Below are 19,866 nucleotides of genomic sequence, written 5' to 3' on the forward strand. Positions count from 1 at the left end.
GACCCTTGGCCATTCAGCCGATCCGCCTGTTCGGCGACCCGGTGCTGCGCACCCCGGCCGAGCCGGTGGTCGACTTCGACAAGGAACTGCGCAAGCTCGTCAAGGACCTGACCGACACGATGATGGACGCGCCGGGCGCCGGCCTGGCCGCGCCGCAGATCGGCGTCGGCCTTCGCGTGTTCACTTACTACGTGGACGAGCAGCTCGGGCATCTCATCAACCCCGATCTCGACCTCGGCGGCGAGATCGACGAGGAGGGCGAGGAGGGCTGCCTGTCCTTCCCCGGCCTGACCTTCCCGACGCCCCGCGCGATCAGGGCGGTGGCCAAGGGCTTCAACATGTACGGCGAGCCGGTGACGCTCGAGGGCACCGACCTCATGGCGCGCTGCTTCCAGCACGAGACCGACCACCTCGACGGCGTGCTGTTCATCGACCGGCTGGACCCCAAGCAGCGCAAGCTCGCCATGAAGGCGATCCGCGAGGCCGAGTGGAGCGGCCTGTCGGCGCCGGTGGTGAAGATCTCCCCGCACGCGACGCAGGGGAGGGCGCTGTAGTGCGCCTGGTCTTCGCCGGCACCCCCGACACCGCGCTTCCGTCGCTGCGTGCGCTGCTGGACTCGCCCCGCCACGAGGTGGCGGCCGTGGTGACCCGGCCGGACGCGCAATCCGGCCGGGGGCGCAAGGTCCACCCCAGCCCCGTGGCCCAGCTCGCGGAGGAGTCGGGCATCGAGGTGCTCAAACCGGCCAAGGCCGGGGACCCGGAGTTCCTCGGCCGGCTGAGGGAGATCGGCCCCGACTGCTGCCCGGTCGTCGCGTACGGCGCCCTGCTGCCGCAGGCGGCGCTCGACATCCCCCCGCAGGGGTGGATCAACCTGCATTTCTCGGTGCTTCCGGCCTGGCGCGGCGCGGCGCCCGTGCAGCACGCCGTGCTGCACGGAGACGACGTCACCGGCGCCTCGACCTTCCGCATCGTGAAGGAGCTGGACGCGGGGCCGGTCTTCGGCGTGCTCACCGAGCCGATCCGCTCCGACGACACCAGCGGCGCGCTGCTGGCCCGGCTCGCGGAGGCCGGAGCGGGCCTGCTGCTGGCCACGCTCGACGGCGTCGAGGACGGCACGCTGGAGGCGCGTCCGCAGCCCGCCGACGGCGTCAGCCTGGCCCCCAAGATCACGGTCGAGGACGCCAGGATCGACTGGGCCGCGCCCGCCATGCGGGTGGACCGGCTGGTGCGGGCCTGCACGCCGGGTCCCGGCGCGTGGGCCGAGTTCCGCGGCCAACGGGTCAAGATCGGCCCGGTGCGGCTCGCGCCCGACGCCGGCAAGCTCGCGCCCGGGGAGATCGCGGCCACGCGGAAGACCGTCCTCGTCGGGACCGGCACCCACCCCGTCGAGCTCGGCGAGGTGCAGCCGCAGGGCAAGCGGCAGATGACGGCGGCCGAGTGGGGCCGCGGCGTCCGGTTCGCGGACGGTGAGACCCTGGTCTGAAGGACCGTCCCGCGGGGCTCGGCCCCGCGCCGGAAGGGCGCGTGCGCGGGGACGGCGGCGGCGGAGTGAAGGCCGCCAAGCCGGAGACGGCGGACCAGTGGCGGCGGATCGGCGATTGACAGGGTCGAAGGTGGCAGGGTCGAAGGTGACACCGTGAAGCAGGGCAGAGGTCAGGGCGGCGGCGCGCGGCGCGGCCAGGGCGGCGGCCAGAGCGGCCAGGGCGGAGGCGGCGGGCAGGTCCGTCCCGGGCACGGCGGCAGGGCGGGCCACGGCGGGCCGTCCGCGCACGCGGCGAAGGCCGGGCAGCGGCAGGGCCGCGGACGCCCGCCCCGCGACGAGGCGCGCAACGCCGCCTACGACCTGATGCGGGCCGTCGACGAGCGCGACGCGTACGCCAACCTGCTCATGCCGACGCTGCTGCGGCAGCGGCGGCTCACCGGCCGCGACGCGGCCCTCGCCACCGAACTCGCCTACGGCACGCTGCGCGGCCTCGGGACCTACGACGAAATCATCGCCGCGTGCAGCGACCGGCCGCCGGAGGAGGTGGACCCGCCGCTGCTCGACGCGGTGCGCCTCGGCGTCCACCAGCTTCTGCGCACGCGGATCCCGCCGCACGCGGCGGTCAGCGCCACGATCGACCTCGTACGGCTGCGGGTGGGGGCCGGGCCCTCCCGCTACGCCAACGCCGTGCTGCGCAAGGTGGCGGGCCGCACGCTGGAGCAGTGGCTGGAGATCGTCGCTCCGCCGCGCGCGCAGGATCCGGTGGGCAACCTGTCGGTCACCTACAGCCACCCACGCTGGATCGTCTCCGCCCTGCGGGACGCGGTCGGCGGGGACCCGGACGAGACGGCCGCGCTGCTCGAGGCCGACAACGAGCGGCCCCGGGTGGCGCTGGTGGCGCGGCCCGGGCGGGCCACGGTGGAGGAGCTGGTCGAGGCCGGGGCCGAGCGGGCCGCCTACTCGCCGTACGCCGCGTATCTGCCGGAGGGCGACCCGGGCGCCATTGCGGCGGTGGGGGAGGCGCGCGCCGCGGTGCAGGACGAGGCCAGCCAGCTCGTCGCGCTCGCGCTGACCCGCGTGCCGCTCGACCGCGACGCCACGTGGCTGGACATGTGCGCGGGCCCCGGCGGGAAGGCCGGGCTGCTCGACGCGGTGGCGACGCGGCAGGGCGCCCGGCTGCTCGGCGCCGACGTGCAGTATCACCGCGCCCGGCTGGTGTGGGGCACCACCCGTGAGGCGAGAGTGATCACGGCCGACGGCACCCGGCCCGCCTGGCGGCCCGGCGCGTTCGACCGGGTGATGCTCGACGCGCCCTGCACCGGGCTCGGCGCCCTGCGCAGGCGGCCGGAGGCGCGGTGGCGGCGCGACCCCCGCAGCATCCCCGAGCTCACCGCGTTGCAGCGGCGGCTGCTGGACTCGGCGCTCGAGGCCGTCCGGCCGGGCGGCGTGGTGGCGTACGTGACCTGCTCGCCGCACCTGGCCGAGACCCGGGCCGTGGTGGAGGACGTGCGCGACCGCGCCGAGGTGCTGGACGCGCGCGCGTTCCTGCCGGAGGTGCCCGGCCTCGGCGACGGGCCGTACGCGCAGTTCTGGCCGCATCGGCACGGCACGGACGCGATGTTCCTGGCGCTGCTGCGCCGTCCCTAGCGGGCGCCGCCGGCACCGGTCGTGACTCTTCGGAGGCCGTGAACACCACGGCCTCCTTCTCGCCCGAGATGACGTCCGCGCCCGGCGAACGGTCCTGCCCGTGGCGGCGGATTTCGCCCGCGGCGGGATTTTCGCGGCCGTTCCCGGGGTGCTGAGGGATCTTGGTTGGTAACGTTCGGGCCGTGCCGCCGTCCGGCGGCGCCCTTGTGAGCATGAGGCAGGCCCATGACCACGACCGACTTCGACCGCGCCCGGCTGACCAGCCCGCCGCGCATCCGCTCGCTGCGCCTGGGCGAGCTCACGGTCAGCTTCGTCCCGGACGGGGCGGGGCGCCTGAAGCGCGGATGGCTGCCCGCCGCCACCGCCGCCGACTGGGAGTCCCACCACGACTATCTCGACGAGGACGGCTTCCTGACCGGAGGCTTCGGCGCGCTGCTGGTGGAGCGGGGCGACCGGGCGCTGCTCATCGACACCGGTCTTGGGCCCGCCTCCCTCCCCGACGACCCCGACAACCCGCTGATGGGCAGCCTGTCCGGCGGTGAACTGCTCGGCAACCTGCGGCGGCTGGGCCGCGAGCCGGGCCAGATCGAGGCCGTCGCCATCACCCACCTGCACATCGACCACCTGGGCTGGTCCTGGAGCGCCGCCCCCGGCGCAGGCGCCCCGCCGTTCGCGCACGCCCCCCACCTCGTCGCGGCGCCCGAATGGGAGCGGCGCGATCTGGCCGCCCATGCCGGGGTGACCGAGGACCGGCTGGCCGCCTTCGCCTCCCGCGTCCGCACGGTCGACGACGGCGAGGAGATCTTCCCCGGCGTCCGGGCGTCGTTCGCCACCGGCCACACCGTCGGCCACACCACCTACGTCATCACCGGCGGCGACCAGAGGCTCATCGCCTTCGGCGACGCTCTCCACTCGCCGGTCCAGGTCATCCATCCCGAGTGGTCCTGCGCGATCGACCACGACCCCGCGGAATCGGCGGAGCGCCGCCGCCGCCTGATCGAGGAGCTGAGCCGTCCCGGCACCATCGGCTACGGCGGCCACTTCGCCGACGTCGTCTTCGGCCGGGCCGAGCGCCGCGCCGACGGCCGGTTCACCTGGGTTCCCGTCGCCTGACCGTTTCCCGGCGCCGGGGTGGGGCGGGCGGGACGCCCGGGCGAAATAGACTGCAGGGACTATGGCCGTTCAGATCTCGCCCAGCATCCTGTCCGCTGACTTCGCCCGCCTCGCCGACGAGGCCGCACGGGTGGAGAACGTCGCCGACTGGCTCCACGTCGACGTGATGGACTACCAGTTCGTGCCCAACCTCACGCTCGGACTGCCGGTCGTCGAGTCGCTGCTGAAGACCACCTCGACGCCGATCGACTGTCACCTGATGATCCAGGACCCGGACCGGTGGGCGCCGGACTACGCGGAGGCGGGAGCGGCGAGCGTCACGATCCACGCCGAGGCGGCCAAGGCCGCCGTGCGTACGCTGCGGGCGATCCGCGCCGCCGGGGCGAGGGCCGGTCTGGCGCTGAACCCGGCGACCGCCGTCGAGGGATACGAGGACCTGCTGCCCGAGATCGACATGCTGCTCGTCATGACCGTCGAGCCGGGCTTCGGAGGGCAGCGCTTCCTCGACATCGTGCTGCCCAAGGTGTCCCGGGCGAGGGCGCTGATCGACAAGCACGGCGGCGAGGTGTGGCTCCAGGTCGACGGCGGCGTCTCCACGGAGACGATCGAGCGCTGCGCCGAGGCCGGGGCCGACGTGTTCGTGGCGGGCAACGCCGTCTACGGCGCCGACGACCCCGCCCGCGCCGTCGCGGAGCTCAGGAGCCTGGCCGGGCGGGCCACCCCGCCCGCCTGACCACCCCCACCCAGGTGGTGATCTTGTAGTTTGTCGCAGAGACATGGCTTGACCTGCGCATCGCCGGTCCGTGATGTTGCAGTAATTCGCTACTTCATGCCCTGAGCAGGAAGAATGCCAGCCGTGATCTTGCAATCGTCTCACCAGTGCAAGATCACGGCTGGCGAGAGCGGAGGCCGGCCGGAATCGCCGGACGTGTTTGCATGATCGCGAATCATGTTCGCCGAGGTCGTAGCGGTGCGTTGCGACCTATTGCAAGATCACGATGAGCGGAGGCCGAGCTCGGAGGGGCCTCCTGCGACTAACTGCAAGATCAGGCGGAGGGGTCAGGCGAGGGCGGGGTCCAGCACGACGTCCTCGCCCTGTGTGGTGGGCGCCTCCGGGAAGTGGCAGGCGGTCAGGTGACCCTCGCGGTTGCCGCTGAGCCGCACCAGGGGCGGCACCTCGGTGGCGCACTTGTCCTGCGCCTTCCAGCATCGGGTGCGGAACCGGCAGCCGGACGGCGGATTGATCGGCGAGGGCACGTCGCCGGCCAGGCGGATGCGCTCGCGCGGCTCGCTCGACACGTCCGGATCGGGCACGGCCGACAGCAGGGCGTGCGTGTACGGATGCCGTGGCCGCTCGTAGATCGACTGGCGGTCGCCCACCTCGACGATCTTGCCGAGGTACATGACCGCGACCCGCTGGGAGAAGTGCCGTACGACGGCCAGGTCGTGCGCGATGAACAGGAACGCGATGCCGAGGTCGCGCTGCAGTTCCTGCAGCAGGTTCACCACCTGCGCCTGGATGGAGACGTCCAGCGCCGACACCGGCTCGTCGGCGATGATGAGCTTGGGGTCGAGCGCCAGGGCGCGGGCGACCCCGATGCGCTGCCGCTGGCCCCCGGAGAACTCGTGCGGGAAGCGGTTGTAGTGCTCGGGGTTGAGACCGACGATCTCCAACAGCTCCTGGACCCGCTTCTTGCGCCCGCCGGGCGGGTCGATGTCGTTGACCTCCATGGGCCCGCGGATGATCGTGCCCACGGTCTGGCGCGGGTTCAGCGAGCTGTAGGGGTCCTGGAAGATCATCTGGATCTCGGGCCGGATCGGCTTGAGCTGCCTGCGGGAGCTGTGGCTGATGTCCTGCCCCCGATACAGGATCTGGCCGGAGGTGGGTTCGAGCAGGCGCGCCGCCAGGCGGCCCGTCGTCGACTTGCCGCAGCCCGACTCGCCGACCAGGCCCACGGTCTCGCCCGCGCCGACCGCGAGGTCGATGCCGTCGACGGCGTGCACGGCCCCGACCTGACGCTTGATCAGCGTGCCACCGCGTACGGGGAAGTGCTTGACCAGCCCCTTGAGCTCCAGCAGCGTCTCGTTCATGCGTCGTCCCCGGTCTGCGCGGTGTCCTTGTTCTGCACGGATTCCCCGGCCTGCGCGGCGTCATCGGCATTCGCTGTGCCGTTGGCCCGCGCGATGCGGAGCTCCCTCTTCTGTCCGAGGGTGAGGTAGCAGGCGTCCCCGTGCCCGCTCTCCGGCGAAAGGGACGGCCGCTGGTTGAAGCACAACTCCGGCCCGGCGAGCCGCGGGTAGTCGCAGCGCGGATGGAACGGGCAGCCGGACGGCGGGTTGAGCAGGCTCGGGGGAGTGCCGCGCACCGGCATCAGCGGCACGTCCACCGACGAGTTCAGACGCGGCATGGACGACAGCAGCCCCCACGTGTACGGGTGCTGCGGCTCGCGCAGCACCTCGCGCACGGTGCCGCGCTCGGCCGCCCGCCCCGCGTACATCACCAGGACGTTGTCGGCGGTGTTGGCCACCACGCCAAGGTCGTGGGTGATCAGGATGATCGACGTGCCGAACTGCTGCTGGAGCTCCTTGAGCAGGTCGAGGATCTGCGCCTGCACCGTCACGTCGAGCGCGGTCGTCGGCTCGTCGGCGATGAGCAGATCGGGGTCGCACACCAGCGCCATCGCGATCATCGCGCGCTGCCGCATACCGCCGGAGAACTCGTGCGGGTAGCTGTCGACGCGGCGCTCCGGCTGGGGGATGCCCACGCGGCGGAGCATCTCGATCGCCCGCTCGCGGGCGTCCTTCTTGCTCGCGCCCTTGTGCTTGCGGTAGACCTCGCCGATCTGCCGGCCGATCGTGTGGAACGGCGACAGCGCGGTCAGCGGATCCTGGAAGATCATCGCGACGCGGTTGCCGCGGAGCTTCTCCATCGTGCCCTGACCCGCCGAAAGCAGTTCCTCGCCCTCCAGCCAGATCTCGCCGCCGATCTTGGTGTGGGCGGGATCGTGCAGGCCGAGGATGGCGAGGTTGGTCACCGACTTGCCCGATCCGGACTCGCCGACGATGCCGAGCGTGGTGCCCTTCTCCAGATCGAAGGACAGGCCGTCGACGGCGTGGACGATGCCGTCCTCGGTGCTGAACTCGACGCTCAGATCGCGGACGGACAGGAACGGCCCGGGGCCGCGCGAGGTCTCCGGCTCGCCGCTCCACGACACGGTGGTCACTTGCTGCTCCAGTTCCAGGTTCGACTAGGTGGGGCGGGGCTCAGCCCAGGCGGACCCGCGGATCGATGAACGCGTAGAGCACGTCCACGACGATGTTCAGCAGAACGATCGCCGCCGCGCCCACGATGGTCACGCCGAGCAGCATCGGCAGGTCGGTGTTCTGCACCGCCCGTACGGCGAGCTCGCCGATGCCGTGCAGGCTGAACGTCTGCTCGGTGATGATCGCGCCGCCCAGGAGCGTGGCCAGGTCGACGCCGAAGATCGTGACGATCGGGATCATCGCGCCGCGCCAGGCGAAGCGGAAGAAGACCGCACGGTTCGACATGCCCTTGGCGCGCGCCGTGCGCACGTAGTCCTCGGCGAGCTGTTCGACCATCTGCGATCGGGTCATACGCGTGTAGTTGGCGGTGAAGATGATCGACAGCACCACCCACGGCAGCATCAGGTGGGTGAACCACTCCACCGGGCTCTCGGTGATCGGCACGTAGGACGGACGAGGGATCAGCTGCATGGTGTCCACGAGGTAGAACGCCAGCAGCGGCCCCACGAAGTAGATCTGCAGGGAGGCGCCGATGACCGAGGACGCGCTGGCGACCTTGTCGAGCGGCTGCCCGACCTTCCAGGCGGCGATCATGCCGGTGAGGATGCCGAACGCCAGGATGACCACGGACGCGCCGACGGTGAGCGACAGCGTCACCGGGAAGCGGTCGACGATGGCGCCGAAGACGGGCTCCTGGGTGGCGAAGGAGTAGCCGAGGCACGGCGCGGGACACTCGCCGAACTGGACGAACTCACGGCCCACGAAGATGCCCACGAGCCAGTGCCAGTACTGCACGAACAGCGGCTCGTCCATGCCGAGGTTGTGGCGGATCAGCGCCAGCGTCTCGGGCTGGCAGATCTTGCCGCAGAACGCCCGGGCGGGGTCACGCGGGATCGCGTAGAAGAGGTAGAACGTGATCGCGCTGATGATCAGCAGGATCACGAGGGCGCCGGCGACGCGGCGTACCAGAAAGCTGGTCATGATCTCGCACTTGCTCCTGCGGGCGGGCCGGAGGTCCGCCGTCCCCCGTGACGGGGACGGCGGACCTGGTTGCTGCTACTTGACCCAGATGTCGAGCGCCGACTGCTCGCCCTCGATCGGGTCCATCTTCACCCCGCCGAGACCCGAGCCGTACAGGCCGAAGTAGGTCTGGTAGTACTCGGGCACGATCGCGGCCTGCTCCATGATCATCCTGTCGATCGCGGCCCAGGCCTTGCCCGCCTCGGCGGCGTCGGTGATCGCGTTGGCCTTGTCGATGGCCTCGTTGATCTCCGGCACGTTGAGGTGGGTGTAGTTCGGCGCGTTGTCCGCGATCTGGCGGCCGTCGAACTGCGGTTGGATCGCGGTCGAGCCGGTCGGCCAGTCGGCCGCCCAGCCGCCCCAGTAGATGTCGAACTTGTTGTCGACCGGACCGATGGCGTCGTAGTACGTCGTCGGGTTGAGCGGCTTGGCCACCACCTTGAAGCCGGCCTTGGTCAGCGCCTCCTTGATGGCGACGGTGACCTTCTCCTGCGTCGGCGTCTGGTTGTAGGCGTAGACGACGGTCGGGTTCGGGTTGCCCGAGTCGGCCAGCAGCTTCTTGGCCGCCTCGGGGTCGCCCTCGGGCTTGGCCAGCTTGCCGTACAGGTCGAACGCCTCGTAACCGAGGACGGTCGGGCTCATCACGGTCGTGGCGATCTTGCCGGTGTTCACCTCGCCGCCCGAGATCTGCTGGATCTGCTTGGCGGGCCAGGCCGTGATGATCGCCTTGCGGACGTTGACGTCGGTGATCCGCTTGGTGTTGATGTTGTAGAAGGTGGTGAACGGCGTCAGGCCCTGCACCGACCGCTTCATCAGTTCGGCGTTGCCCAGCACCTCCTGGACCCGCTCGGCCGCGACCGCGTTGTGGAAGGTGAACGCGTTCTTGTCGTTGCCGGTGTCGGCCATGAAGCGCTCGGTGGTCTGCTGCGCCTGGACCCCGAACTCCATGTGGAACTTGTCCGGGTAGGCGTGCCGGATCGGGTCGGTCTTCGGGTCCCAGTGCTCGTTGCGCTCCAGGTCCATCGACTTGTCCGTGATGTGGCTCACGATCTTGTACGGACCGGACGAGAACGGCTGCTTGTCGTACTTCTGCTTGGTGTCGTGCGCCTTGGGCACGGCGCCGTAGCCGGTCATGGCCACGGTGAAGTTGAAGTCCGGGTGCTCCCCGTTGAGGTGGAAGACCACCGTCTTGTCGTCCGGCGTCTCGATCGTGTCGAGCTCCTTGCCGTCGTACGGACCCTTGTACTGGTCGCGGAACGGCTTGTTCGGGTCGGGGACCAGCCAGGTCTCGGCGTAGTCGGGGCCCTCGGTGATGAAGTCGGCGAACAGGCGCTCGAAGCTGTACTTGATGTCAGCGGAGGTGATCGGCGCGCCGTCCTGCCACTTCAGGCCGTCCTTGAGCGTGAACTTCCACGTCTTGCCGCCGTCGTCGGTGGTGCCGGTGTCCGTCGCCAGGTCGCCGACGAGCTTGATGTTGCCCGACTCGTCGTGCTTGTACGCCGTCAGCGTCCGGGTGAACAGCTTGGACACCGAGGAGTTGTAGTTCACGTAGACGCGGCCCGGGTCCAGGTGGCTGAAGTCGTCACGGTCGATCATGTAGACCGTGCCGCCGGACTTGGCGCCCTGGATCTCCGGGGCGGGGCCCGTGGAGTCCTGGGGCGTGCCGACCGTGATCGCGCTGACCGCCTTGTTCTCGAGCGGCTTCTGGGAGGTGCTCGCGGCGCCCTGGGGCGCCCCGCCGCCACCGCCCTTGGCGCAGCCGGCGAGGGCGAGCGCACCCGCCGCGAGCACGGCCGTCATCGAGGCGATCCGCCTGCTATGCGATCTCATATGGTCCTTCCTATGGGGGAGAGCGCGTGTGGTCAGCGCTTGGTCTTGGGGTCGAAGGCGTCGCGGATGGAGTCCCCGAGCAGGTTGAAGGCGACGACGAAGATCAGCATCGACACGCCCGGGAAGATCAGGTACGTCACGTCGGAGTGGTAGACGTTGGCGCCCACCTGGAACATCCGGCCCCAGTCGGGGGTGGGCTCGGTCATGCCGACGCCCAGGAAGCCGAGGCCGGCCTCGGCGCCCACGTACAGCGGCAGCGCGAGGGTGGCCTGGATGATGATCGGCGTCCAGAGATTGGGCAGCAGTTCCTTGAAGATGACGCGCCCCGGCGAGGCGCCCGTGACGCGGGCGGCCTCGACGAACTCGCGGGTCCGCAGCGACAGCACCTGGGCGCGTAGCAGCCGGGCGATCGTGGCCCAGCCGAGGACGGTCAGGACGACGCAGATCGACACGTACCGGAGCCAGACCGGCGTCTCCTCCTCCGGCAGCACGATCGCGGCCTCGACGACCGGAAGGAAGACGATCAGGAAGAGCTGCGAGGGGAAGGCCAGCAGCGTGTCGATGACACGGCCGATCACGTAGTCGGTCTTGCCGCCGAGGTAGCCCGAGGTGATGCCCATGACGACGCCGATGATCGTGGTGATCACGGTCACGATGACCGCGATGCTCAGCGATGTGCGGATGCCGTACACGAGCTGCATGAACACGTCGCGGCCCAGGCCCGGCTCCAGGCCGAACCAGAACTCGCCGCTCATGCCGCCGTTCGGGGCGACGGGATAGCCGTACTCATTGAGCAGGCCCGGCTGGTTCTGCCCATATGTCGTGTACGGGTCCTTGCCGTACAGGGCGGAGATCACGGGCGCCAGGAGCGCGATCAGGAAGAACGCGAGCACGATGATCGCCGAGACCACGCCGGTCTTGTCGCGCCGGAACCGGCGCCACATGAGCTGACCGGGCGAACGGCCGACGATGGCGGGACCGGACTCGGACGACGCCGTCGTCTCCACGGAGTCCGCGGCGGCGTCGTCGGTCGTGGTCGAGGAGGGGAACGTCATGGTGCGGTGCTCCCGGATGGACCATTAACGATCGGAAGAGATCCGACTATAGGGAACCCTGGCAACTAATTTTGCGCGGGTCAATCACTTGGGGCGGGCAGTTCGCCACTTGCTTGCTTCGTTGTGCAAAGTAAATCACCTTGTGTCCTGCGACCGCATTGACCTCGGTATATGCGGCGCGAGAGACTGCTTATTACATAAATGCTGTTGTGTCACAACTTTGTGACACAACCCGCACATGCCTGAGACTGAGCGCTCCCGATAAGCGTGTGCCGCAGATCACCGCAATCCCGCGCTAGGGCAACGAGCCGGGCATCGCTACACTGGCGGGTAGCAGAGCAGCGTGCTCCGGGGTCGGTGTAATTCCGAACCGGCGGTGACACCCCTGCCCCCAGGGGTGACAGTCCGCGACCCGGCCGAAGCCATCGGCCGGTGGACCTGGTGAGATTCCAGGACCGACGGTGAAAGTCCGGATGGGAGGAAGCGCGCGAACGGGCGGCCGTGGTGCCGCCGGGCGGCCGTACGGCCGCGCCGGCAGCGATGCCGCCCGTGCGGGTGATGCGAGATCGCATCCCCGACCATCCCCGGGGCCCGCCGTGAACAACGGCGAGAGGAAGACCGGGGTGACCTCAGGGGACATCCTTCACATGCGGCGCGCCATCGCGCTCGCCGCCCGGGGCCTGGGCGGCACCAGCCCCAATCCCGTCGTCGGCTGCGTGGTCCTCGACTCGTCGGGCGAGATCGCGGGAGAGGGCTTCCACGCCTACGCCGGCGGCCCGCACGCCGAGGTCGTGGCGCTGCGCGAGGCGGGCGGACGGGCCAGGGGCGGCACGGCCTACGTGACCCTGGAGCCCTGCGACCACACCGGCAGGACCGGCCCCTGCACCGCCGCCCTCCTGGAGGCGGGCGTGGCCCGCGTCGTCGTCGCCGTCTCCGACCCCAATCCCAAGGCCGCCGGCGGAGCCGCCACCCTGCGGCGGCACGGCGTCGTGGTGGACGAAGGCGTGCTGACCGCCGAGGCCGAGGAGGTCAACGCCGCCTGGCTGACCTTCGTGCGGGCCGGCAGGCCGTACGTGACCTGGAAGTTCGCCGCCACGGTCGACGGGCGCTCGGCGGCCGAGGACGGCACCAGCCAGTGGATCACCTCGCCGGAGGCCAGGGCCGACGTGCACCTCCTGCGGGCCGCGAGCGACGCCGTCGTCGCCGGCATCGGCACCGTGCTCGCCGACGACCCCCGGCTCACCGCCCGTGTCCCCACCCCGTCGCGCGCGGCGCCCGTGCTGCGCGTGGTCGTGGATCCGGGCGCCCGCACCCCCGCCACGGCCCGCGTGCTCGACGACGAGGCCCCCACGCTGGTCGCCGTGGCCGAGGACGCCGCCGTCCCCGCCCACCTGTCCCGCCACGCCGTACGGCTCCCGCGGGTCCCCGGCGGGATCGACCTGCACGCCCTCCTGGCCGAACTGCACGGCAGGCAGGTCGTGAGCGTGATGGTCGAAGGCGGGCCCACCCTCGCGGGCGCCTTCCTCCGGGAGGGCCTGGTCGACCGGGTCGTCGGCTACCTCGCCCCGGCGCTGCTGGGCGCGGGGCCGGCCGCGCTCGGCGCCGCGGGAGTGTCGACGATCACCGGGATCCACCGGCTGGAGTTCGCCGAGGCGACCCCCGTCGGACCGGACCTCAAGCTGGTCCTGCGTCCGAAGTCCCCTGTGTCTCCGGAACCCACTTTGTCTCCCGAACCCACTGTGCCGCCGAGGTCCTCCGGCCGCACGTCCCCTAAGGAGAGCTGAATGTTCACCGGAATCGTCGAGGAGCTCGGCGAGGTCGTGGCACTCGAGCCGCGGGGCGACTCCGCGCGCCTCACGGTGCGCGGCGCGGTCGTCACCGGCGACGCCCGGCACGGCGACTCGATCGCCGTCAACGGTGTCTGCCTCACGGTGGCCGAGGTCGGAGGGGACTCCTTCACCGCCGACGTGATGAGGGAGACCCTCGACCGGTCCTCGCTCGGCGCCCTGCGCCCCGGCGCGCGGGTCAACCTGGAGCGGGCCGTACGGGCCGACCAGCGCCTCGGCGGGCACATCGTGCAGGGCCACGTGGACGGGACCGGGGAGGTGCTGTCGCGCGAGCCCGGGGAGCACTGGGAGATCGTACGGGTCTCGCTGCCCGCGGACCTCGCCCGGTACGTCGTGGAGAAGGGCTCGATCGCGGTGGACGGCGTCAGCCTCACCGTGGCCGGTGTGACGGAGGACTCCTTCGCCGTCAGCCTGATCCCCACCACCCTCGGGCTCACCACGCTGGGCCGCAAGCAGCCCGGCGAGCCGGTCAACCTCGAGGTAGACGTGATCGCCAAGTACGTCGAGAAGCTCACCCAGGGGGTGCGGGCATGAGCTGGGCGGACGCGGCGGCGTTCCACGTCTTCGGCAAGCCCGTGCTGTGGACCGACCTGGTGGGCAACGTGTGCGCGCTCGGCACGGTCTGGCTCGCGATCAGGAGAACGATCTGGACCTGGCCGGTGCAGCTGCTCGGGTCGGTGCTGCTGTTCGTGGCGTCGGTCGGCGCGCACATCACCGGCAACGCGCTCAAGCAGGCGTTGTTCGGCATCCTGGCCGTCTACGGCTGGGTGAAGTGGTCGCGCGGCACCCGCGGCGGCGCCGAGCTGCCCATCCGCTCGGCACGGCTCAAGGAGCGGGCGGCGCTCGTGGGCGTCATGGCCGCCGGGACGGTCGCGGTCGCCCTGCTGTTCACCTATCTCAACGCGCGGGGCCTGGACATCTCCTGGGCGCCCTGGCCCGACGCGTACATCTTCGTCGGCAGCGCGGTCGCGACGTGGGCGCAGGGCAGGGCCCTGGTCGACTTCTGGATCGTCTGGGTGGCCGTGGACCTCGTCGGCGTGCCGCTGGCGTTCAGCTCCGGGCTGGTGGTCTCCGGCCTGGTCTACGGGGTGTTCTTCGTGATGGTCATGATCGGTTTCCGCGGCTGGCTGCGGCAGTCGCGCGAGTTGCGGGCGGTGGTGGCATGAGTGGGATAAGGCTGGACCCGATCGAACGGGCCGTGAACGACATCCGGGACGGGCGGCCCGTCGTGGTCGTGGACAACGAGAACCGCGAGAACGAGGGCGACCTCATCTTCGCGGCGTCCAAGGCGACGCCGGAGCTGGTCGCCTTCATGATCCGCTACACCAGCGGCGTGATCTGCGTGGGCATGGAGGGCGCCACGCTCGACCGGCTCGGCCTGCCGCTGATGGTGCAGGACAACCGCGAGCGGCTGCGCACGGCGTACACGATCAGTGTGGACGCCAGGGACGGGGTGACGACGGGCATCTCCGCCGCCGACCGGGCCAAGACGATCAGGACGCTGTGCGACTCGGCCACCGAGCCGTACGAGCTGGTCCGGCCGGGGCACATCTTCCCGCTGCGGTACCGCGAGGGCGGCGTGCTGGTGCGGCCCGGGCACACCGAGGCGTCGGTGGACCTGGCCAGGCTCGCCGGGCTCTCCCCGGCCGGCGCGCTCGCCGAGATCGTCAACGACGACGGCACGATGGCCCGCCTGCCCCGCCTGCGCGAGTTCGCCGACGAGCACGACCTCGCGCTGGTGTCGATCGAGCAGCTCATCGAGCACCGCCGCAGGTCCGAGCGGATGGTCACCCGGGTCGCCGAGACGCGCATCCCCAACCGGTACGGCGTCTGGCGCGCGTACGGCTACGCCAGCGCGCTCGACGGCGGCGAGCACGTCGCGCTGGTGTACGGCGACATCGAGGACGGCGAGAACGTGCTCGTCCGGGCGCACTCGGAATGCCTCACCGGCGACGTGCTCGGCTCGCTGCGCTGCGACTGCGGCGTGCAGCTCGACACCGCGATGCGCATGATCGCCGAGGACGGGCGCGGCGTGATCGTGTACCTGCGCGGCCACGAGGGGCGGGGCATCGGCCTGCTGGCCAAGCTGCGGGCCTACAGCCTGCAGGACGACGGCAGCGACACGGTCGACGCGAACCTGGAGCTGGGGCTGCCGGTGGACGCCAGGGAGTTCTCCAACGCCGGGCAGATGCTCGCCGACCTCGGGGTGAAGTCGGTGCGGCTGCTCACCAACAACCCGGCCAAGGTGCGGGGGATGGACGGGTACGGCATCAAGGTCCTCGGCCGCGAGCCCATGCCGGTCGCGATGAACCCGTACAACGAGAGGTACCTGACGGCCAAGCGCGACCGGCTCGGCCACGAGATCTCCGGCGGCGTCCCGCGCGACATCCACGGCGAGCACTTCGGCAGGGAGGCCTCGTGAACGGCCGGACCGGCTCCGACCATGAGGAGGGCGTATGAGTGAGCGCAGCGAGCGAGTCGATAGGCACGGCGCGGTCCGCTCATGCGGCTCCGAGCCGTCAGGCGAGGAGGACGTATGAGTGAGCGCAGCGAGCGAGTCGATAGGCACGGCGCGGTCCGCTCATGCGGCTCCGAGCCGTCAGGCGAGGAGGACGTATGAGCGGCGAGGGACGGCCGGACGCGGGGGCGGTGGAGGCGGGCGGGCTGACCGTCGGCATCGTCGCCGCCCGGTGGCACGAGAAGATCACCGACCAGTTGCTGGCGCGGGCCGAGCGGGCGGCGCGGGACAGCGGCGCGGCCGTGGTCGCGGTCCGGGTGGCCGGGTCGCTGGAGATTCCGGTGGTCGCGCAGGCACTGGCCCGGCGCTGCGACGCCGTCGTCGCGCTCGGGGTGGTGATCCGGGGGGAGACGGCCCACTTCGACTATGTCTGCGACTCGGTGACCGCGGGCCTGACCAGGGTCTCGCTCGACGAGTCGACCCCGGTGGGCAACGGGGTGCTGACCTGTGACACCCTTGATCAAGCGATCGAGCGGTCCGGCGTGCCGGGCAGCAAGGAGGACAAGGGTTACGAGGCGACGATCGCAGCCCTGGAGACCGCGCTCCTCCTGCGCGGCCTCGCCCGCTGACTGGCCCGAACCTCGTAGCCGCAGCGCTCGCATCCGCAGCGCCGAGCCGGGAAGACTTGACTGGTGATCACGCAGCATCCGCCCGCGGCCCCGCCGGCCGGGCACGCCGTACGCCGCCGCGCAGTGCCCACGCGCGGGGGTGGTCATGTCTGAGAGCGCGCCGCCGCTGCCGGTCACCTGGCGGCCCCGCGTCACGACGGTCATCGCGTACGGCCTGGCGGCGGTGATGGTGATCGGGTCGATCTTGATGGCGGTCGGCCTGCCGGAGCAGTTCAAGCTTCCCGACCGGCTGGGCATGGTCGCCTTCGGCGTCGCGGTGGCGTGCGTGCTGCACCTGCTCGGCCGCCTGCGGGTGCGGGCGGACGAGACGGGCATCACGGTGGTGAACGCGCTGCGGGTCCACCGCTTCGAGTGGGCCGAGGTGCTCGACGTCACGATGGCGGAGGGCGACCCCTGGCCCAAGCTGGACCTCGCCGACGGCAACAGCCTGGGCGCGATGGGCATCCAGAGCACCGAGCGGGAACGCTCGCGCCGGGCGGTGGCCCAGCTCACCGCCCTCATCCGCGAACGCGGCGAGGCCCCCGACCGCCCGTGACGGCGGCGGGGGCCCCGGCGGGCCGTCAGGCGCTCAGCCGTACGGGCGCGGGCGCGCCGAGCAGGCCGCGCCGGCGCAGCTCGGGCAGCACGCCCTCGCCGAACCAGAAAGCCTCCTCCAGGTGCGGGTAGCCCGACAGGACGAACTCCTCGACGCCGAGCGAGGCGTACTCCTCGACGAGGTCGGCGACCTCCGCGTGGCTGCCGACGAGCGCGGTGCCGGCGCCGCCGCGCACCAGGCCGACCCCGGCCCAGAGACCCGGGTGGATCTCCAGGTCCCGTACGCTGCCGCCGTGCGAGCCTCCCCGGTAGCCCTCGTGGAGCGCGAGCATCCGCTGCTGCCCGACCGACTCGCTGCGGGACAGGACGGCCCGCGCCGACGCGATGTCCTCGGGGGAGATCTGGTCGAGCAGCCGCTTCGCCTCCGCCCACGCCTCCTTGGACGTGTCCCTCGTGATCACGTGCAGGCGTATGCCGAAGCGCAGCGTGCGGCCCTCGGCGGCGGCCAGCTCGCGCATCCGGTCGAGCTTGGCCGCGACCTGGGACGGCGGCTCGCCCCAGGTGAGGTAGACGTCGACGTGCCGGGCCGCCACCGGGCCCGCGGCGGCCGAGGAACCCCCGAAGTACAGCTCGGGCACCGGGTCGGGACGCTCGGCGACCGTCGCCCCCTCGACCTCGTAGTAGTTCCCCCTGAAGTCGAACGGGCCGTCCCACGCGCCGCGGACGATCGACAGGAACTCATCCGTCCGCGCGTACCGCTCGTCCTTGCCGAGGTGGTCGCCGAACCGCCGCTGCTCGGCCGCCTCCCCGCCGGTCACCACGTTCAGCAGCAGCCGGCCGCCGGAGATCCGCTGGTAGGTGGCGGCCATCTGCGCCGCGAGCGTCGGGGACAGCGCCCCGGGCCGGAACGCGACCAGGAACTTCAGCCGGGTCGTCACCTGGGTCAGCGCCGCGGTGACCAGCCAGGCGTCCTCGCAGTAGGTGCCCGTGGGGGTGAGCACGGCCTCGAACCCGGCCTGTTCCGCCGCGCGGGCCACCTGGGCGAGGTAGTCGATGGTGGGCGGCCGGGACGCGGAGGCCGCCGTCTGCCCGTGCCGGCGCGCCAGGCCGTGCCCGCCGCCGGTGATCGCCCTGCCGTCGCCCGAGGTGGGCAGGAACCAGTGAAATCTCATGGCTGCGCCTTTCCGACGACGTCGTTGAACCGGTCGTCCACGAACTGGGAGAACGTGACGGTGCCCGGGATGAGGCCCCCGGCGGTGAACGCGTCGGCGATCTCCTGCTCGGAGGAGACGACCGAGTCGTCGATCACGACAGGGGTGGCCACGGCGTTGGCGACGGCCGCGTCCGCCACCTCGACCGGCAGGCCGGTCTCCTGCGCCCACACCTTCGCCCACTCGTCCAGGTGGGTCGCGGCCCAGATCCGCGCCTTTGCCAGCCGCGTGAGGAAGTCGCCGACGGCGGCGCGCTTGCCCGCGTCGCCGAGCGCGGCGGGAGCGGCGACCTGGAAGCCCAGGCCGTTGACGACGCCCTCGCCGTCGACCAGCAGCCGGGCCTGGTGCTGGATCCTGGCCTGGGAGGTGAAGGGGTCCCAGATGGCCCAGGCGTCCACGGTGCCGGACGAGAAGGCCGCCAGGGCGTCGGCGGGCTGCAGATACTGCGGCTGGATGTCCGCGAAGGACAGGCCCTCCTTCTTCAGGACCGCCAGCAGGTGGTAGTGGGCCGAGCTGCCCTTCGCCACCGCGATCTTCTTGCCCCTGAGCTGGGCCGTCGAGGTGATCGCGGATCCGGTGGGGACGAGGATCGCCGATCCCTTGGCGCTCTGCCGGTACGCCGCCACGATTTTGATCTTCGAGCCGGAGGCGGCGGCGAAGACGGGCGGGGTGTTGCCCACGCCGCCGATGTCGACGGCCCCGGCGTTGACCGCCTCCAGCAGGGGCGGGCCGGAGGTGAACTGCGACCACGTGATGGCGTACGAGGTGCCGTCGAGCAGCCCCGCGGCCTTGAGGAGGGCCTGCGATCCGGCCTTCTGGTCGCCGACCCGCAGCGTGACGCGGCCGGAGGCCTGTCCGTCCTGCCCACCCGACGCGCCCTGTCCCGTCGAGGCGCAGGCCGTGCCGGCCGTCAGGACGAGCAGCAGCGCGGCGAGGAGTCTCCTGGTCATGCCGGTCCCTCCGGGGTGACGCCCAGCGCGGTCAGCAGTGCCGTGCGCAGGGTGAGCAGGTCGGGGTGGTCGCGGTGCCGGGGGCGCGGGGCGGCGACGGTCCACTCGTGCGCCACGCGCCCGCCGTCGAGGACCAGGATCCGGTCGGCCAGCAGCAGCGCCTCGTCCACGTCGTGGGTCACCAGCAGCACGGCCGGGCCGTGCGCCGCCCACAGGTCCAGCACCAGGCGGTGCACGGTGATCCGGGTCAGCGCGTCGAGCGCGCTGAACGGCTCGTCGAGCAGCAGCAGCCCCGGTTCGCGGACGAGGGCGCGGGCCAGGCTCGCCCGCTGGGCCTCGCCGCCGGACAGCGTCAGCGGCCAGGCCTCCGCCCGCTCGCTCAGGCCCACCTCGGCCAGCGCGGCCTCCGCCCTGCTGACCGGGTCGGGTGCGGTCAGGCCGAGCGTGAGGTTGTCGCGCACCCGCCTCCACGGCACCAGCCGGGGCTCCTGGAAGGCCACGGCCACCGAGCCGTCCACCTCCAGACCACCCTCGATCTCCTCGTCCAGGCCGGCGAGCGCGCGCAGCAGCGTGGACTTGCCCGAGCCGCTGCGGCCGAGGAGCGCGACGAACTCGCCGCGCCCGATCGTCAGGTCGAGGCCGTCGAGCACGGTGCGGTCGCCGAACCGGCGGGTGAGCCCGCGTACGGTGGCCTGCGCCGTGGTTCGCGCCGTGACCTGGGCGCCCGCCGTGACACTCGCGGGGACACTCGCAGGGACGTTCACC

At 71.6% G+C, this 19,866-nt stretch carries 19 protein-coding genes and 1 riboswitch; of the genes, 11 read left to right on the forward strand and 8 right to left on the reverse strand.

The annotated features are described in order from the left end of the window. Nucleotides 1-5: 5 nt before the first annotated feature. The 5 genes from def (at nucleotide 6) to rpe (ending at nucleotide 4,976) form a co-directional block, all read left to right on the forward strand. Nucleotides 6-554, forward strand: a complete 549-nt coding sequence (def, locus tag AAH991_RS25735) for a peptide deformylase (protein WP_346228475.1) — start codon at nucleotides 6-8, stop codon at nucleotides 552-554. Beyond that, on the forward strand, nucleotides 554-1,483 hold the full coding sequence (fmt, locus tag AAH991_RS25740; RefSeq protein WP_346228476.1) for a methionyl-tRNA formyltransferase: 930 nt from the start codon (nucleotides 554-556) through the stop codon (nucleotides 1,481-1,483). The genes def and fmt overlap by 1 nt, the downstream gene beginning before the upstream one ends. Nucleotides 1,484-1,846: 363 nt before the next feature. Beyond that, nucleotides 1,847-3,130 carry an RsmB/NOP family class I SAM-dependent RNA methyltransferase gene (locus tag AAH991_RS25745; RefSeq protein WP_346228556.1) on the forward strand — a complete coding sequence of 428 codons (1,284 nt, stop codon included), beginning with the start codon at nucleotides 1,847-1,849 and terminating at the stop codon, nucleotides 3,128-3,130. 225 nt (nucleotides 3,131-3,355) lie between these two features. Further along, on the forward strand, nucleotides 3,356-4,243 hold the full coding sequence (locus tag AAH991_RS25750) for an MBL fold metallo-hydrolase (protein WP_346228477.1): 888 nt from the start codon (nucleotides 3,356-3,358) through the stop codon (nucleotides 4,241-4,243). A 61-nt stretch (nucleotides 4,244-4,304) separates the two neighbouring features. Next, a complete protein-coding gene (gene rpe, locus AAH991_RS25755; RefSeq protein ID WP_346228478.1) occupies nucleotides 4,305-4,976 on the forward strand; it encodes a ribulose-phosphate 3-epimerase in 672 nt (223 codons plus the stop codon). Between the two features lie 326 nt (nucleotides 4,977-5,302). On the opposite strand, the gene AAH991_RS25760 is transcribed toward rpe, so the two are convergent. The 5 genes from AAH991_RS25760 to AAH991_RS25780 all read right to left on the reverse strand — a co-directional run bounded on the left by AAH991_RS25760 (nucleotide 5,303) and on the right by AAH991_RS25780 (nucleotide 11,412). Then, nucleotides 5,303-6,334: an ABC transporter ATP-binding protein gene (locus tag AAH991_RS25760; RefSeq protein WP_346228479.1), complete on the reverse strand. Its 1,032-nt coding sequence runs from the start codon at nucleotides 6,332-6,334 to the stop codon at nucleotides 5,303-5,305. Next, nucleotides 6,331-7,467: an ABC transporter ATP-binding protein gene (locus AAH991_RS25765; protein WP_346228480.1), complete on the reverse strand. Its 1,137-nt coding sequence runs from the start codon at nucleotides 7,465-7,467 to the stop codon at nucleotides 6,331-6,333. Before AAH991_RS25765 ends, AAH991_RS25760 begins: the two co-directional genes overlap by 4 nt. Before the next feature lie 40 nt (nucleotides 7,468-7,507). Next, the gene (locus AAH991_RS25770; protein WP_346228481.1) at nucleotides 7,508-8,488 is read right to left on the reverse strand and encodes an ABC transporter permease; all 981 of its coding nucleotides are present in this window, start codon (nucleotides 8,486-8,488) and stop codon (nucleotides 7,508-7,510) included. A gap of 75 nt (nucleotides 8,489-8,563) precedes the next feature. Beyond that, nucleotides 8,564-10,357 (reverse strand): ABC transporter substrate-binding protein, encoded by a 1,794-nt coding sequence (locus tag AAH991_RS25775; RefSeq protein WP_346228482.1) that lies wholly within the window; start codon nucleotides 10,355-10,357, stop codon nucleotides 8,564-8,566. A gap of 32 nt (nucleotides 10,358-10,389) precedes the next feature. Continuing rightward, complete coding sequence (locus AAH991_RS25780) at nucleotides 10,390-11,412, reverse strand: ABC transporter permease (protein WP_346228483.1); 1,023 nt, start codon at nucleotides 11,410-11,412, stop codon at nucleotides 10,390-10,392. A 339-nt stretch (nucleotides 11,413-11,751) separates the two neighbouring features. Continuing rightward, nucleotides 11,752-11,903, forward strand: a riboswitch (FMN riboswitch). Nucleotides 11,904-12,035: 132 nt separating this feature from the next. Between AAH991_RS25780 and ribD the strand changes: the two genes are divergently transcribed. The 6 genes from ribD to AAH991_RS25810 all read left to right on the forward strand — a co-directional run bounded on the left by ribD (nucleotide 12,036) and on the right by AAH991_RS25810 (nucleotide 16,941). Further along, a complete protein-coding gene (gene ribD, locus AAH991_RS25785; RefSeq protein WP_346228484.1) occupies nucleotides 12,036-13,196 on the forward strand; it encodes a bifunctional diaminohydroxyphosphoribosylaminopyrimidine deaminase/5-amino-6-(5-phosphoribosylamino)uracil reductase RibD in 1,161 nt (386 codons plus the stop codon). Then, on the forward strand, nucleotides 13,197-13,793 hold the full coding sequence (locus AAH991_RS25790; RefSeq protein ID WP_346228485.1) for a riboflavin synthase: 597 nt from the start codon (nucleotides 13,197-13,199) through the stop codon (nucleotides 13,791-13,793). Continuing rightward, nucleotides 13,790-14,425: a nicotinamide mononucleotide transporter family protein gene (locus tag AAH991_RS25795; protein WP_346228486.1), complete on the forward strand. Its 636-nt coding sequence runs from the start codon at nucleotides 13,790-13,792 to the stop codon at nucleotides 14,423-14,425. Before AAH991_RS25790 ends, AAH991_RS25795 begins: the two co-directional genes overlap by 4 nt. After that, nucleotides 14,422-15,681 (forward strand): bifunctional 3,4-dihydroxy-2-butanone-4-phosphate synthase/GTP cyclohydrolase II, encoded by a 1,260-nt coding sequence (locus tag AAH991_RS25800; RefSeq protein ID WP_346228487.1) that lies wholly within the window; start codon nucleotides 14,422-14,424, stop codon nucleotides 15,679-15,681. The genes AAH991_RS25795 and AAH991_RS25800 overlap by 4 nt, the downstream gene beginning before the upstream one ends. 194 nt (nucleotides 15,682-15,875) lie before the next feature. Continuing rightward, nucleotides 15,876-16,346, forward strand: a complete 471-nt coding sequence (ribH, locus tag AAH991_RS25805) for a 6,7-dimethyl-8-ribityllumazine synthase (RefSeq protein WP_346228488.1) — start codon at nucleotides 15,876-15,878, stop codon at nucleotides 16,344-16,346. Between the two features lie 145 nt (nucleotides 16,347-16,491). Then, nucleotides 16,492-16,941, forward strand: coding sequence for a PH domain-containing protein (locus AAH991_RS25810; RefSeq protein WP_346228489.1), 450 nt, complete (start codon nucleotides 16,492-16,494; stop codon nucleotides 16,939-16,941). A 25-nt stretch (nucleotides 16,942-16,966) separates the two neighbouring features. Here AAH991_RS25810 and AAH991_RS25815 read toward each other — a convergent pair whose 3' ends face one another. The 3 genes from AAH991_RS25815 to AAH991_RS25825 are packed head-to-tail and all read right to left on the reverse strand — an operon-like array spanning nucleotide 16,967 to nucleotide 19,865. Beyond that, nucleotides 16,967-18,112 carry an LLM class flavin-dependent oxidoreductase gene (locus AAH991_RS25815; protein ID WP_346228490.1) on the reverse strand — a complete coding sequence of 382 codons (1,146 nt, stop codon included), beginning with the start codon at nucleotides 18,110-18,112 and terminating at the stop codon, nucleotides 16,967-16,969. Further along, nucleotides 18,109-19,101 (reverse strand): ABC transporter substrate-binding protein, encoded by a 993-nt coding sequence (locus tag AAH991_RS25820; RefSeq protein ID WP_346228491.1) that lies wholly within the window; start codon nucleotides 19,099-19,101, stop codon nucleotides 18,109-18,111. The genes AAH991_RS25815 and AAH991_RS25820 overlap by 4 nt, the downstream gene beginning before the upstream one ends. Then, nucleotides 19,098-19,865 carry an ABC transporter ATP-binding protein gene (locus tag AAH991_RS25825; RefSeq protein WP_428834029.1) on the reverse strand — a complete coding sequence of 256 codons (768 nt, stop codon included), beginning with the start codon at nucleotides 19,863-19,865 and terminating at the stop codon, nucleotides 19,098-19,100. The genes AAH991_RS25820 and AAH991_RS25825 overlap by 4 nt, the downstream gene beginning before the upstream one ends. Between the last annotated feature and the right edge of the window lies 1 nt (nucleotide 19,866).

It is taken from the genome of Microbispora sp. ZYX-F-249 (assembly GCF_039649665.1).
Classification (GTDB): domain Bacteria; phylum Actinomycetota; class Actinomycetes; order Streptosporangiales; family Streptosporangiaceae; genus Microbispora; species Microbispora maris.

Excerpts from the sequence above, each read along its gene's own strand:
- AAH991_RS25745 (WP_346228556.1), top strand. The coding sequence starts at position 1,847 with ATGCGGGCCGTCGACGAGCGCGACGCGTACGCCAACCTGCTCATGCCG.
- AAH991_RS25750 (WP_346228477.1), top strand. The coding sequence starts at position 3,356 with ATGACCACGACCGACTTCGACCGCGCCCGGCTGACCAGCCCGCCGCGC.
- rpe (WP_346228478.1), top strand. The coding sequence starts at position 4,305 with ATGGCCGTTCAGATCTCGCCCAGCATCCTGTCCGCTGACTTCGCCCGC.
- AAH991_RS25760 (WP_346228479.1), bottom strand. The coding sequence starts at position 6,334 with ATGAACGAGACGCTGCTGGAGCTCAAGGGGCTGGTCAAGCACTTCCCC.
- AAH991_RS25770 (WP_346228481.1), bottom strand. The coding sequence starts at position 8,488 with ATGACCAGCTTTCTGGTACGCCGCGTCGCCGGCGCCCTCGTGATCCTG.
- AAH991_RS25775 (WP_346228482.1), bottom strand. The coding sequence starts at position 10,357 with ATGAGATCGCATAGCAGGCGGATCGCCTCGATGACGGCCGTGCTCGCG.
- AAH991_RS25780 (WP_346228483.1), bottom strand. The coding sequence starts at position 11,412 with ATGACGTTCCCCTCCTCGACCACGACCGACGACGCCGCCGCGGACTCC.
- AAH991_RS25790 (WP_346228485.1), top strand. The coding sequence starts at position 13,197 with ATGTTCACCGGAATCGTCGAGGAGCTCGGCGAGGTCGTGGCACTCGAG.
- AAH991_RS25795 (WP_346228486.1), top strand. The coding sequence starts at position 13,790 with ATGAGCTGGGCGGACGCGGCGGCGTTCCACGTCTTCGGCAAGCCCGTG.
- AAH991_RS25800 (WP_346228487.1), top strand. The coding sequence starts at position 14,422 with ATGAGTGGGATAAGGCTGGACCCGATCGAACGGGCCGTGAACGACATC.
- ribH (WP_346228488.1), top strand. The coding sequence starts at position 15,876 with ATGAGCGGCGAGGGACGGCCGGACGCGGGGGCGGTGGAGGCGGGCGGG.
- AAH991_RS25810 (WP_346228489.1), top strand. The coding sequence starts at position 16,492 with ATGTCTGAGAGCGCGCCGCCGCTGCCGGTCACCTGGCGGCCCCGCGTC.
- AAH991_RS25815 (WP_346228490.1), bottom strand. The coding sequence starts at position 18,112 with ATGAGATTTCACTGGTTCCTGCCCACCTCGGGCGACGGCAGGGCGATC.
- AAH991_RS25820 (WP_346228491.1), bottom strand. The coding sequence starts at position 19,101 with ATGACCAGGAGACTCCTCGCCGCGCTGCTGCTCGTCCTGACGGCCGGC.